Origin of the sequence: Mesorhizobium sp. B2-3-13 (genome assembly GCF_006442195.1) — a bacterium.
Classification (GTDB): Bacteria; Pseudomonadota; Alphaproteobacteria; order Rhizobiales; family Rhizobiaceae; genus Mesorhizobium; species Mesorhizobium salmacidum.
This window is the reverse complement of sequence record NZ_VFVQ01000012.1, coordinates 86,772-99,198: the sequence shown is the minus strand read 5'-3', so window position 1 is coordinate 99,198 and position 12,427 is coordinate 86,772. Positions and strand designations below refer to the sequence as shown.

16 protein-coding genes are annotated in these 12,427 nt (G+C 64.5%); 7 read left to right on the top strand and 9 right to left on the bottom strand.

What is annotated here, in order from left to right; translation table 11 throughout:
* Positions 1–24: 24 nt before the first annotated feature.
* From FJ941_RS16130 to hrcA, 6 genes are all read right to left on the bottom strand, one after another.
* A complete protein-coding gene (locus FJ941_RS16130) occupies positions 25–651 on the bottom strand; it encodes a glutathione S-transferase family protein (RefSeq protein ID WP_140507036.1) in 627 nt (208 codons plus the stop codon).
* 132 nt (positions 652–783) lie between these two features.
* The gene (gene cysK, locus FJ941_RS16125; RefSeq protein WP_140507035.1) at positions 784–1,764 is read right to left on the bottom strand and encodes a cysteine synthase A; all 981 of its coding nucleotides are present in this window, start codon (positions 1,762–1,764) and stop codon (positions 784–786) included.
* A 177-nt stretch (positions 1,765–1,941) separates the two neighbouring features.
* Positions 1,942–2,559 carry a LysE family translocator gene (locus FJ941_RS16120; protein WP_140507033.1) on the bottom strand — a complete coding sequence of 206 codons (618 nt, stop codon included), beginning with the start codon at positions 2,557–2,559 and terminating at the stop codon, positions 1,942–1,944.
* A 130-nt stretch (positions 2,560–2,689) separates the two neighbouring features.
* The gene (locus FJ941_RS16115) at positions 2,690–4,036 is read right to left on the bottom strand and encodes a sorbosone dehydrogenase family protein (RefSeq protein WP_181169835.1); all 1,347 of its coding nucleotides are present in this window, start codon (positions 4,034–4,036) and stop codon (positions 2,690–2,692) included.
* 83 nt (positions 4,037–4,119) lie between these two features.
* On the bottom strand, positions 4,120–4,317 hold the full coding sequence (locus FJ941_RS16110; protein WP_015314792.1) for a hypothetical protein: 198 nt from the start codon (positions 4,315–4,317) through the stop codon (positions 4,120–4,122).
* Between the two features lie 141 nt (positions 4,318–4,458).
* Positions 4,459–5,541: a heat-inducible transcriptional repressor HrcA gene (hrcA, locus tag FJ941_RS16105; protein ID WP_027142559.1), complete on the bottom strand. Its 1,083-nt coding sequence runs from the start codon at positions 5,539–5,541 to the stop codon at positions 4,459–4,461.
* Between the two features lie 293 nt (positions 5,542–5,834).
* Between hrcA and rph the strand changes: the two genes are divergently transcribed.
* The 5 genes from rph to FJ941_RS16075 all read left to right on the top strand — a co-directional run bounded on the left by rph (position 5,835) and on the right by FJ941_RS16075 (position 9,324).
* Positions 5,835–6,551: a ribonuclease PH gene (rph, locus tag FJ941_RS16100; protein WP_027142558.1), complete on the top strand. Its 717-nt coding sequence runs from the start codon at positions 5,835–5,837 to the stop codon at positions 6,549–6,551.
* A gap of 182 nt (positions 6,552–6,733) precedes the next feature.
* Positions 6,734–7,144: a VOC family protein gene (locus tag FJ941_RS16090; protein ID WP_140507029.1), complete on the top strand. Its 411-nt coding sequence runs from the start codon at positions 6,734–6,736 to the stop codon at positions 7,142–7,144.
* Positions 7,144–7,821 carry an RdgB/HAM1 family non-canonical purine NTP pyrophosphatase gene (rdgB, locus tag FJ941_RS16085; protein WP_140507027.1) on the top strand — a complete coding sequence of 226 codons (678 nt, stop codon included), beginning with the start codon at positions 7,144–7,146 and terminating at the stop codon, positions 7,819–7,821. Before FJ941_RS16090 ends, rdgB begins: the two co-directional genes overlap by 1 nt.
* The gene (hemW, locus tag FJ941_RS16080) at positions 7,818–8,996 is read left to right on the top strand and encodes a radical SAM family heme chaperone HemW (RefSeq protein ID WP_140507025.1); all 1,179 of its coding nucleotides are present in this window, start codon (positions 7,818–7,820) and stop codon (positions 8,994–8,996) included. Before rdgB ends, hemW begins: the two co-directional genes overlap by 4 nt.
* Positions 8,997–9,000: 4 nt before the next feature.
* The gene (locus FJ941_RS16075; protein ID WP_140507023.1) at positions 9,001–9,324 is read left to right on the top strand and encodes a low molecular weight protein tyrosine phosphatase family protein; all 324 of its coding nucleotides are present in this window, start codon (positions 9,001–9,003) and stop codon (positions 9,322–9,324) included.
* A gap of 59 nt (positions 9,325–9,383) precedes the next feature.
* On the opposite strand, the gene FJ941_RS16070 is transcribed toward FJ941_RS16075, so the two are convergent.
* The gene (locus FJ941_RS16070) at positions 9,384–9,572 is read right to left on the bottom strand and encodes a hypothetical protein (protein ID WP_027142553.1); all 189 of its coding nucleotides are present in this window, start codon (positions 9,570–9,572) and stop codon (positions 9,384–9,386) included.
* 7 nt (positions 9,573–9,579) lie between these two features.
* Positions 9,580–9,765 carry a hypothetical protein gene (locus FJ941_RS16065; RefSeq protein WP_140507021.1) on the bottom strand — a complete coding sequence of 62 codons (186 nt, stop codon included), beginning with the start codon at positions 9,763–9,765 and terminating at the stop codon, positions 9,580–9,582.
* Between the two features lie 168 nt (positions 9,766–9,933).
* On the opposite strand from FJ941_RS16065, the gene rsmI reads away from it, so the two are divergent.
* Together rsmI and FJ941_RS16055 are read left to right on the top strand one after the other, a co-directional pair.
* A complete protein-coding gene (gene rsmI, locus FJ941_RS16060) occupies positions 9,934–10,830 on the top strand; it encodes a 16S rRNA (cytidine(1402)-2'-O)-methyltransferase (RefSeq protein WP_140507019.1) in 897 nt (298 codons plus the stop codon).
* A gap of 84 nt (positions 10,831–10,914) precedes the next feature.
* Positions 10,915–11,292, top strand: a complete 378-nt coding sequence (locus tag FJ941_RS16055; RefSeq protein ID WP_140507018.1) for a YraN family protein — start codon at positions 10,915–10,917, stop codon at positions 11,290–11,292.
* Between the two features lie 59 nt (positions 11,293–11,351).
* Here the strand turns inward: FJ941_RS16055 and FJ941_RS16050 are convergent, their stop codons facing one another.
* Positions 11,352–12,158, bottom strand: coding sequence for an undecaprenyl-diphosphate phosphatase (locus tag FJ941_RS16050; RefSeq protein WP_027142549.1), 807 nt, complete (start codon positions 12,156–12,158; stop codon positions 11,352–11,354).
* Positions 12,159–12,427: the final 269 nt, after the last annotated feature.

Here is a 12,427-nt window from a genome sequence, read left to right as displayed (position 1 = left end):
GGGCGACTTTCCGGACCATCCCGCTCAGGCCGGCCACATCTCGTGCGACGTGTTGAGCGTCTTCATGAGCGGATGCTCGCGCAACCGCGCCCACAGGCGTTCGATACCGGGCCAGGCCGCCCGCGCCATGTCGATGTCGGGATGCCAGGCCACCAGCATGACGAGATAGATGTCGGCCACCGACATCTTGTCGCCGGCGAGCCAGTCACGGCCGCGCAAGGCGGCATCGACGACGGCAAAACCGCGATCCATCTCGGCGACCGCCGCCTGTTTCACCGCCTTCGTACCTTCGGCATCCGCCGTGTAGCGATGGGCATAGTAGAACCGCAGGATCGCCGGATAGAGGGCCGACGACATGAACGCCATCCAGCGCAGGAACTCGGCGCGCGCCGGTTCATCGGCCGCCGGCGCCAGACCGGCCCGCGGGTGGCGCTCGGCGAGCAGGATGCAGATCGCCGCCGATTCGGTGATCGAGCGTCCGTCCGGCAAGATCAGCACCGGCACCTGGTTCAACGGGCTGATGGCGAGGAAGGCCGGATCGGGCGCCTCGGTCTTCGGCACGTCGATCTGTTCGAAATGCACATCGATCAGCGCCAGCGCCGCCTCGACGACGAAGCCGCCGCTGCCGGGACGTGTATAAAGCTTGTACATGGAATCCTCCCCGGCCAGTCGTGCGCGGGCCGGGGGTGATATGAACCGGAAGCAGGGGTCGGCTCAAGCTGCGCGCAGGCGGCCACGAGGAGTTTTTCAGCGGGCCAGGCGCTCGCGGGAAGAATGCGAGGGTTAAGCCCCCAGCCCCTCGAACAGGATCGTGGACAAATACCGCTCGGCGAAGTCGGGGATGACCACCACCAGCGTCTTGCCCTTATTTTCGGGCCGCGAGCCGACGACGATTGCCGCCTGCAGGGCCGCGCCCGACGAGATGCCGACCGGCACGCCCTCGAGGCGGGCAATCAGGCGCGCATTGGCGACCGAATCCTCGTTGGAGACCTTGACGATCTCGTCATAGACCGTGGTATCGAGGATCTTGGGCGCGAAGCCGGCGCCGATGCCCTGGATCTTGTGCGGGCCGGGCTGGCCGCCCGACAGCACCGGCGAGGCATCCGGCTCGACGGCGACGACATGCAGCACGGGCTTACGCTTCTTCAAGACCTGGCCGACGCCGGTGATCGTCCCGCCGGTGCCGATGCCGGCGACGAAGATGTCGATCTCGCCTTGGGTATCGTTCCAGATTTCCTCCGCTGTCGTCTTGCGGTGGATTTCCGGATTGGCCGGGTTTTCGAACTGCTGCGGAATGATGGCGTTGGGGATCGTCGCGGCCAGTTCGTCGGCCTTGGCGATGGCGCCCTTCATGCCTTTCGGCCCCTCGGTCAGCACCAGCTCGGCGCCGAGCAGCGCCAGCATCTTGCGGCGTTCGACCGACATCGTCTCCGGCATTGTCAGGATCAGCTTGTAGCCCTTGGCGGCGGCGGCGAAGGCAAGCGCAATGCCGGTATTGCCGGATGTCGGTTCGATCAACGTGGTCTTGCCGGGCGTAATCTTGCCGGCTGCCTCCAGCGCCTCGATCATCGACACGCCGATACGGTCCTTGACTGAGGCGATCGGATTGAAGAATTCGAGCTTGGCGACCAGATTGGCGACGATGCCCTTCTCCTTGGCGAACTTGTCGAGCCGTACCAAGGGCGTATCGCCGATCGTGTCGGTGATGGAATCGTAGATACGGCCGCGGCCGGGCACGCGGGCTGAAGTGACGGGCTTGTTCATTGGTTTCGCTCCCTGGATTTCAGGCAATTGGCAGTAGCCGACAGAATAGGGCTTTCAGCCGCGCAAGATAGGCTGCGGCTGGAAAATATCCGAGTGGGCCCTGTGCTGAAAACGCCTGGACCCCGGAAAAGCATTCCTCGAAACAGCCGGGCCAGGGAATGGTTTGGTCGAAACGACCTACTGGCGAGCAGCGATCGCCGCCGCCGCGCCAACCATGAAGGCGCCGGCGGTGCGGTTCAGCACCTTGAGCGCGCGCGGCGACTTCAGGAACCAGCGCGCCTTGGCCGCCAGCGCCAGGTAAGGCACCAGCACGACGAACAGGACGACGAGCGTCAGCGCGACGAGAATGCCGTAATCGGCAAGCGTGATGGTCTTCAGGTCGACGATGGTCGGCGTGATGGCGAGATAGAAGATCATCGTCTTTGGATTGCCGAGCGTCACGGTGAGGCCGGCGATGAAGCTCGACAGCAAGCCGCCCTTGCCCTTCCTGGCTTCGATGGTTTCGGGCGTTATGCCGGCGGTCCAGAAGCGCCAGCCGAGGAAAGCGAGATAGGCGACGCCGGCCCATTTGATCGCCAGGAAAACCATGCCGAACTCCTGCGCGACGAAGGTCAGGCCCAGCACCACGGCGGTCAAATAAGTGAGATCGCCAAGCATCAGGCCGAAGGACATGGCGAGCGACGAGCGAAAGCCCGAGCCCAGCGCACGTGCGACGAGCGCCGTGACGCCGGGGCTCGGGATGGCGGCGGCGACGCCAAGCGCGGCGCTGTAGGCAAGAAATCCGGTGAGGGTCATGGATTCGGTCTCGGATGAGGGCGCTTCATCGCATATATCTGAATGGAATTGAATTTACTGAGGACTGGATTCGATTGCACCAGCTCCCTGTGAGACCTGGTGAGGGGGGCCGGCGCTGCCAGTAGACGGATCAGGACCGGCCGTCACTATAGGTCACGCGCCAGATTGTGCCGTTGCCGTCTTCGGTGACGATCAGCGCCCCGTCCTTGGCCACCGCGACGCCAACCGGCCGGCCCCAGACCTCGCCGTTGGAGACGACAAAGCCGGTCATGAAGTCCTCATATTCACCGGTCGGCTTGCCGTCCTTGAACTTGAGCCGCACCACCTTGTAGCCGGTCCTGTTGCCGCGGTTCCAGGAGCCATGCAGGGCCACGAAGGCGTCGCCTTGGTACTCGGCCGGAAAGCTTTTGCCATCGTAGAAAGCGATGTTGAGCGGCGCCGAATGCGCCTGCATCAGCACGTCGGGAATATCAGTCTTGCCGGCGAGGTCGGGACGCTCGCCCTTGTGGCGCGGGTCCTCATTGTTGCCGATGTAATACCACGGCCAGCCATAGAAGGCACCTTCCCTGACCGTCGTCGCGTATTCCGCCGGCGTATTGTCGCCAAGTGCGTCGCGCTCGTTGACGACGCACCACAGCGCGCCGGTCGCCGGCTGCACGGTCATGCCCGAACAATTGCGCAGCCCGGTGGCGACGATGCGCCCATTCCTGCCGTCGGGGTCGAAAGCCCGCACCTCGGCCCGGCCCGCCTCGGCACCCCAACTGGCGCCGAGCGGCTTCGACTTGACCCAGGCGTCGAGCCCGCCTCTGGGTCTTTTGCCCATGTCCTCCGCGATATTCGAGCCGGAGCCGACGGAGAGGTAAAGTGTCTTGCCGTCGGGGGAAAAGGCGATGTCGCGGGTCCAGTGGTGGCTCGAGGGGATGTCGTCGACAATGGTTTGCGGTTCGCCCGAGGCCTTCAGATCGCCATTGCGGTAGGCAAAGCGCACGATGCTGTCGCTGTTGGCGACATAGACCCATTGCGGGTCATTGCCGGGTGGATGGAAGGCGATGCCATAGGGCTGGTTGAGGCCGCCGGCGAAGATGCTTCTCTCCGCGGCTTTCGCGCTTCCGTTCGTCAGCCGATAGACACGGACCTGGTTGGCTTCGCTGTCGGCGACGAACAGGTCGCCGTTCGGCGCGACACGCACGACACGCGGATTGTCGATGCCGGACGCAACGAGTTCCGCCGAAAAGCCGGGCGGCAGTTGTGGCTTGGCGCCTTGCGGCCTCTCCGTGAGGCCGGCGCCGTTCGAGGCGGATTTGGTGACATAGGGTCTCGGCAGGTCTTCCGGCTTGATCAACCGGCGCACGCCGGGCTTATCCGCGCGCCAGTCGCCGAAGGCCGCCGGGCCTTTGAGCACGGGCCGGTCGGCCTGCTGGGCGAGAGCCGCGGTCGTGAGAAACAGTGCCGACATCGCCAGTCCGGCCAATCGCATCACTTCCTCCACCCGGTCGTGAAGGAAATTAACGATCGGCTTGTCCGTGGGTTCCGTCACGCACGGTGAGCAAACTTCCGGGATCAGGTCCCGGCAGCGTAGAAATCGTCGTCCAGGCGCTTTTCCAGTTCCACGAGGTCGGCCGGCAACGGCAGGCCCATGGCGCGCATTTCCCGCAGTTTTTCGCGCAGCTGTTCCTGAATTTCGTGCTGGTCCTCCGGCTGGTTGACCATTTCTTCGAGCAGCAGGCTGATCTGGGCCTTGAATGATTCCAGCGCCATTCTTTTTCTCCTTTGCAGCCGGTCCTTCGGTGTCGCACCAAAGGTATGTCGAGATTCGGGTCAGGCCGAGTCGAAAACGGCGGCACCGGAAGCGCAGGTATCAGCCGTTTGCAGGCCGGCTTCACCCGAATATCAGTACACCTAGCGCAGCATGCGCGATATCAGCTGCGCCGTATAATCCACCATCGGCACGATGCGGGCATAGTTGAGCCGGGTCGGGCCGATGACGCCGAGCGCGCCGACGACGCGGGCGTCCTTATCGCGATAGGGCGCCACCACCAGCGACGAGCCCGAAAGCGAGAACAGCTTGTTTTCCGAACCGATGAAGATGCGCACGCCCGATCCCTCTTCGGCAAGGTCGAGCAGCTGGATCAAACCATCCTGCGTCTCCATGTCCTCGAACAGATGCCGCAGCAATTCGATGTCGGCCTGGGCGGTGACGTTTTCCAGCAGATTGGCGCGGCCGCGCACGATGAGCCGGGCTGGCAGGCCGCTTTCGGCGCCCGCCCATACAGCCAGCCCCTTCTCGACGAGGTCCTGCGACAGCGTGTCGAGCGCCGCCCTCGTCTCTTCCTTGATGCGCGCGATCTCGGTGCGCGCCTCGGCCAGCGTGCGGCCGCGAATATGCGCATTGAGGAAATTCGAGGCTTCGTGCAGCTGCGAGACGGTGATGCCGGCGGGCAGCTCGACGACGCGGTTCTCGACGTCGCCATTCTGCGACACCAGCACGGCAAGCGCCTTGGTCGGCTCGAGCTGGATGAACTCGATATGCTTCAGCGCCACCTCGTTCTTGGCGGCCAGCACCAGACCGGCGCCGCGCGACATGCCCGACAGCATCTGGCTGGCCTCGGTCAGCATGTGCTCCAGCGTCGCCCCCGAGCCGGAGGCCCGCACCTGCGCCTCGATGGCGCGGCGCTCCTCGTCGGAGAGGTCGCCAAGCTCCATGAAGGCATCGACGAAGAAACGCAGGCCAGCCTGCGTCGGCAGACGGCCGGCCGAAATATGCGGCGCGTAGATCAGCCCGAGATGTTCGAGGTCGCTCATCACGTTGCGGATGGTAGCCGGCGACAGCGAGGACGGCAGGATGCGCGACAAGCTGCGCGAACCCACGGGCTCGCCGTCCCTCAGGTAGGAATCGACGATGCGCCGGAAGATGTCGCGCGAGCGCATGTCGAGCGATTGAAGCGCGGGCGACTGCGACGCGGGATCGACTGGCTTGGTCATTTGGCCAAAAACCTCCGGTTCAAGGATATAGACTTCGGTGGGGCGCGCGCAACCGGTGTCTGTGTCGGATCACCTCGGTGTCTGTACCAGATCACCCCGGCTGTCTGTGTCGGATCACCTCGGTGTCTGTGCCAGATCACCCCGGGGTGTCTGTGTCAGATCGCCCAGGGTGTCTGTGCCAGATCGCCCCGGGTGTCTGTGTCAGATCGCCGGTCCGTTTTCCTTTGCGCGCTGCCCCCCTTGCGTCTAAAAGCCGGCCACGATTTCAAGAAACTGACAAGAAAGCAGGCCGAATGCGCCCCTCCAAACGCCAATTCGACGAAATGCGCGCCATCTCCTTCGAGCGCGGCGTCTCCAAACACGCCGAAGGCTCCTGCCTGGTGAAGTTCGGCGACACGCACGTCCTGTGCACCGCGAGCCTCGAGGAAAAGGTGCCGGGCTGGATGCGCAATTCCGGCAAGGGCTGGGTCACGGCGGAATACGGAATGCTGCCGCGCTCGACCGGCGAGCGCATGCGCCGCGAGGCCTCCGCCGGCAAGCAGGGCGGCCGCACGCTGGAGATCCAGCGCCTGATCGGCCGCTCCTTGCGCGCCGTGGTCGACCTGCAGGCGCTGGGTGAACAGCAGATCACCGTCGACTGCGATGTCATCCAGGCCGACGGCGGCACCCGCACCGCTTCGATCACCGGCGGCTGGGTGGCGCTCTATGATTGCCTGCGCTGGATGGAAGCCCGGCAGATGGCCAGCGTTTCGAAAGTGCTGAAAGACCATGTCGCGGCGATTTCCTGCGGCATCCATGACGGCCAGCCGGTCATCGACCTCGACTATGTCGAGGATTCCTCGGCCGGCACCGACGCCAATTTCGTCATGACCGGCAAGGGCGGCATCGTCGAGATTCAGGGCACCGCCGAGGGCGAACCTTTCTCCGAAGACCAGTTCGCGACGCTTATGGGCCTGGCCAAGAAGGGCATTTCCCGACTGGTCAGCCTGCAGCAGATGGCGGTCGCGTAGGGTTTAATGCCGAGCTTGAACGCCCCCCTCTGGCCTGCCGGCCATCTCCCCCTCGAGGAGGGAGATCGGATACCGTCTCGGCCTTCGCTGGTTTTCAGCGTTGCTGGGTGTGCGACAACATCGAAATTGCCAATCTCCCCCCTTGAGGGGGAGATGCCCGGCAGGGCAGAGGGGGGTGCCTCGTGACTCCCTCCGCCATCCTGGAATCGGCCCTCTACGTCACCGACCTTGACGCCGCTGAGCACTTCTACACCGACGTCCTCGGCCTCATCCTCCTCGGCAAGGTCGACCGCCGCCACCTTTTCTTCCGCTGCGGCCCAGGCGTCCTGCTCGTCTTCAACGCCGAAGCGACCAAAATTCCGCCCGCACCGGACGCGAAGCTGAAAGTGCCGCCGCACGGCGCGGTCGGCGAGGGTCATCTGTGCTTTGCCGCCAGCGCCGCTGAAATCGACGGCTGGAGAACACATCTCCAAGCGAAGAAAATCGCCATCGAAAGCGAATTCGAATGGCCGCAAGGTGGCCGTTCGATCTATATACGCGACCCGTCGGGCAATTCGATCGAGTTCGCCGAGCCAAGAATCTGGGGCCTTTGATGCATTCACCAAACCTCCATACACTCGATGGCAAGAAGATCGTCGTTGCCAGCCACAACGCCGGCAAGCTGCGCGAATTCGCCGACCTGATGGGTCCATTCGGCTTCGAGGCGAAGTCGGCCAAGGAGTATGGCCTGCCCGAACCGGACGAAACCGGCACCACCTTCGAGGAAAACGCCTACATCAAGGCCTTCGCCGCCGCGAAGGCGACCGGCCTACCGGCGCTGTCGGACGATTCCGGCCTCTGCGTCGACGCGCTCGACGGCGCGCCCGGCGTCTATACCGCCAACTGGGCCGAGACGCCGGAGGGATCGCGCGATTTCGCCATGGCCATGCAGCGCACCGAAGTCGCGTTGCAGGAAGTCGGCGCGGCCACGCCCGAGCGGCGCACGGGCCGCTTCGTCGCCGTCATCTGCCTCGCCTTTCCCGACGGCGAGGCCGAATATTATCGCGGCGAGGCCGAGGGCACGCTGGTCTGGCCGCCGCGCGGCGAGCTCGGCTTCGGCTACGATCCGGTGTTCTTGCCCAATGGCTTCGACAAAACCTTCGGCGAGATGAGTGCCGGGGAAAAGCACGGCTGGAAGCCAGGCCAGGCGACGGCGCTGTCGCACCGCGCCCGCGCCTTCCAGAAATTCGCCCAAGCCCGGCTTGATTCGGTCAGGCTTGGCTCCGCATGATCGGACCCGCAACCACCATGGCGCTCGACCGCAGTCCCGGCTTCGGCGTCTACGTGCATTGGCCATTCTGCGCGGCCAAGTGCCCCTATTGCGACTTCAACAGCCATGTCCGCCACCAGCCGGTCGACCAGCAGCGCTTTGCCGCCGCCTTCGAGGCCGAGTTGGCGACGATGCGCCAGCGCACCGGGCCGCGCGACGTGACCAGCATTTTTCTCGGCGGCGGCACGCCGTCGCTGATGAAGCCGGAAACGGTGGCCAGGGTTCTGGACGCGGTGGCCAGGAACTGGACGGTGCCCGATGGTATCGAGGTGACGCTCGAGGCCAACCCGTCCTCGGTCGAGGCGGAGCGTTTCCGTGGCTACCGGGCGGCGGGGGTCAACCGCGTCTCGCTCGGCGTGCAGGCGCTGAACGACAAGGATTTGCGCTTTCTCGGCAGGCTGCACAATGTCGAGGAAGCCTTGCACGCCATCGGGCTCGCGCGCGAAATCTTTCCGCGCCTGTCCTTCGACCTGATCTATGCCCGCCCCGGGCAGACGCCACAGGATTGGCAGGCGGAACTCGAACAGGCGATCGGCCATGCCGCCGACCATCTGTCGCTTTACCAGCTGACTATCGAGGAAGGCACGCCCTTCCATGCGCTGCACGCGGCGAAGAAATTCGTCATTCCCGACAACGATCACGCCGCCGATCTCTACGCGTTGACGCAGGAAATCACATCGGCGTACGGCCTGCCGGCCTACGAGATTTCCAACCACGCCAGGCCGGGCGCCGAGAGCCGGCACAATCTGACCTACTGGCGCTACGGCGAATATGTCGGCGTCGGTCCAGGCGCGCATGGCCGCTTCGTCGAGAACGGCCATCGGGTGGTGACGATTGCCGAGAGAATGCCGGAGACCTGGGCCAATCTGGTCGAGGCCAAGGGCCATGGCATCACCGGCGGCGAACTCCTGACGCGCTCCGAAGAGGCCGACGAGTTTCTTTTGATGGGGCTCAGGCTCGCCGAAGGCATCGACCTCTCCCGCTACGAGGCGTTTTCCGGACGCGGCCTATCGAGCGCGCGGCTGTCGGTGCTGCAGGGTGAGGGGCTGGTGGCGCCGATCGGCAATGCGCGGCTGCGCGCCACGCCGGCCGGCATGATCGTGCTCGACGCCGTGGTGGCGGACCTGGCGCGCTAAACCCTTGAAAAACGTCCTCTTCATCTGCAGCCAGAACCGCTTGCGCAGCCCTACCGCCGAGCAGGTGTTTTCCACGTGGCGCGACATGGAAGTCGCCTCGGCCGGCACCAATCATGATGCCGACACTCCGCTGACGCACGAACTTGTCGCCTGGGCCGACATCATCTTTGTCATGGAGAAAATCCACCGGACGAAACTGCAGAAGAAATTCAAGGCCAGCCTGGAGGCGGCCAAGGTGATCTGCCTCGACATCCCGGACGACTACGAATTTATGGACCCGGAGCTGATAGCGCTTCTGAAGGCGCGCGTTTCACGATATCTGGACTGAGCGCCTGGCCGGCGTTCTCCCCTCCGCCTTCGGCGGCCGCCTTGCCGATCTGAGCCAGATCAGGCGTCGTGTTTGTGGCGGTGCTTTCCGCGCTCCTTCTCTGCATGCGTCTCGCCGCTCCGGACCGGCTTAGCGCCGTCTTTGTCGCGGCGGCCACGGTGCTGGTCGCCTATCGGAGATTGCGGTACGCCGTTGCGGGCGGTTTTCGTTTCAAGACGGGTGATGAAGATATCGAAGCGATTGGGCATCGTCCGGTCAGTGCTCCGTCGTGCTGTCGGGTTTGTTGTCGGAAAGCCTGACGTCTGTTGGCAAGGCACTCGCGGCCTGCTTGGTCAGGCTGGTGTCGTTCCGGGCTGCCAGCCGTTTTTCCTGGCGTGCGGCACTCCGGCTGCGGCCGGCATAGTAAGGCTCGAAAGCGTCCTGTATCGTCAGGCTGTCCATCCTGTCCTCCCTTGGGAATCAGGGGCTAAATCTGCCAAACCCGGTTTCGTTCCCTACTGTGGCGAAGGAATGGCGATTGCCTTACACCGGTGCGAGTTTTGCAAGCCGGCGCCAGCCATGCCAAACAAGATTTGGCGGGCCAGACAGGCCTGAACGGAGACGGCATTGGTGACTGGCGAGACAGGCAAGCGCAGCTATGTGGTCGGGCAGGCCGAGATCGCGGCTCGTCCGCTCGATCCGGCGCTCTATCTGGTGGCGACGCCGATCGGCAACCTCGCTGACATCACGCTGCGCGCGCTGGAGACGCTGGCCGCCGCCGACATCGTCGCCTGCGAGGATACGCGTGTGTCGCGCGTGCTGCTCGACCGCTACGGCATTCGCCGCCGCACCACCGCCTATCACGAACACAATGCCGGCGAGGCCGGGCCGAAGCTGATCGCGGCACTCGAAGCCGGCCAGAGCGTGGCGCTGATTTCGGATGCCGGCACGCCGCTGGTCTCCGATCCCGGCTACAGGCTGGTCGGCGAAGCGCTCGACCAGGGCATTCGCGTCGTGCCGATCCCCGGCCCGTCGGCGCCGCTTGCCGCGCTGACGGCGTCGGGCCTGCCGTCCGACGCCTTCCTGTTCGCCGGCTTTTTGCCGGTCAAGGTTGGCCAGCGGCTGTCACGGCTGGAGGCACTGAAGGCGGTGCCGGCGACCTTGATCTTCTTCGAGTCACCGCGCCGGCTGGCTGAGTCGCTCGGCGCCATGGTCGAGGCGCTGGGCGGCGAACGCAAAGCTGCGATCGGCCGGGAATTGACCAAGACGTACGAGGAAATGCGCACCGGCACGCTGCAAGCGCTGGCCGACCATTATGCGGCGGCCGATACGCCGAAGGGCGAGATCGTCGTCTGTATCGGCCCGGCCGAGGCCAAGGCCGACGAACCCGAAGACATCGATCGTCTGCTTTTGTCGCTCGCTGCCGAAATGCCGGCCTCCAAGGCGGCGGCGGAAGCCGCTAAAATGACCGGCGGCCAGAAGCAGGCGCTCTATCGGCGGCTGCTCGAGCTCAAGGACAGACCATGATCCCGAAAAGTGGAAGCCGGTTTTCTCGGACAAACGGTTTCGTTTGTCCAGAGATCATGGTCGAGCAAAGTTCCGGAGCCGGCAGTGGCTGAGCGCCCGAGCGCTAGCCGCCAAAAAGCCTACCGGCGCGGCCATCGCGGCGAATGGCTGGCGGCTGTCGCGCTGATGCTGAAAGGCTACCGCATCCTGGCGCGCCGCCACCGCACGCGCTTTGGCGAGATCGACCTGATCGCGCGGCGCGGCGACCTGGTGCTGTTCGTCGAGGTCAAGGCGCGCCGCACGCTGATCGAAGCCATGGAAGCGATCGGTCACGAATCGGAGCGTCGCATCGAGGGTGCGGCTGACATCTGGCTGTCGCGCCAGCCGGACTATGGCAGGCTGTCGATGCGCTTCGACATGGTCGCCGTGCTGCCCTGGCGCTGGCCCGTGCATGTCCCGAATGCGTTTTATGGGAGGAGTTGAGGCGGGGCATTCCTTGCTCCGCCCGTGGACGACGAAGGCGCGGAGGTGCGGACCGCTCCTCACCCCCAGATCATCAACGTCACCAGCCCGACAACACCCACCACCAGCCGCCACCAGCCGAACAGCGAGTAGCCGTTGCGCGAGACGTAATCGAGCAGGAAGCGCACCACGAACAACGCCGTGACGAAGGCGGCGACGAAGCCGATGGCGATGATCGGCAGGTCGGCCGAGGTCAGCACGTTGCGGTTCTTGAACAGGTCGAAGGCGAACGCGCCGACCATGGTCGGAATGGCGAGGAAGAAGGAAAATTCCGCCGCCGCCCGCTTGTCGACACCCAGGAGCAGCGCGCCGACGATGGTCGAGCCGGAGCGCGAGGTGCCGGGGATCAGCGACAGGCACTGGAAAAGCCCGATCTGCAGGTAAAGCCTGGTCGGGAACCGCTCGACGTCGCGGTAGACCGGCTTGAGGTTCATGCGGTCGACGACCAGCAGCACCACGCCGCCGATGATCAGCATGATGCAGATCAGCCGGGGCGATTCGAACAGCACCGTCTTGATGAAGTCGTGCGCCAGCGCGCCGATGACCGCGGCCGGCAGGAAGGCGATGAGGATGCCGATGACGAAATGCCGCGTCAGCCGGTCATGCGGCAGGTCGAGCAGCATCTGCCACAGGCGCCGGAAATAGACGCTGAGGATCGCCAGGATGGCGCCGAGCTGGATCAGGATCTCGAAGGCCTTGCCGGTCGACTGGAAGCCGAGGAAATGGCCGGCGAGCAGGATATGGCCGGTCGAAGACACCGGTATGAATTCGGTCAACCCTTCCAGCAGGCCAAGCAGCAGGGCTTCGACGATGGTCTGGCTTTCCATTTCTACCTCGGCGTTGGCGTGACGGCTAACAGAATGGCTTGCTTGTCATGGCGCCGAAGTCCCCCTATAGGTCGCAACACCCCTGACGGCCCGCTAACCGGGCGGCCAAGACTTACCGGTGCGCCCTGCGATTCGCCAGTGTGGCAATCCGGAATTCGCCACACCCGGGACGAGCGCGATGCGCGAATTCCGGATTCTGAGCCACACTGTCAACTTTGAGTTCTAATGTGGTTTGGATTTGAAGTTCCTGAACGCGGATGCCATTGAGG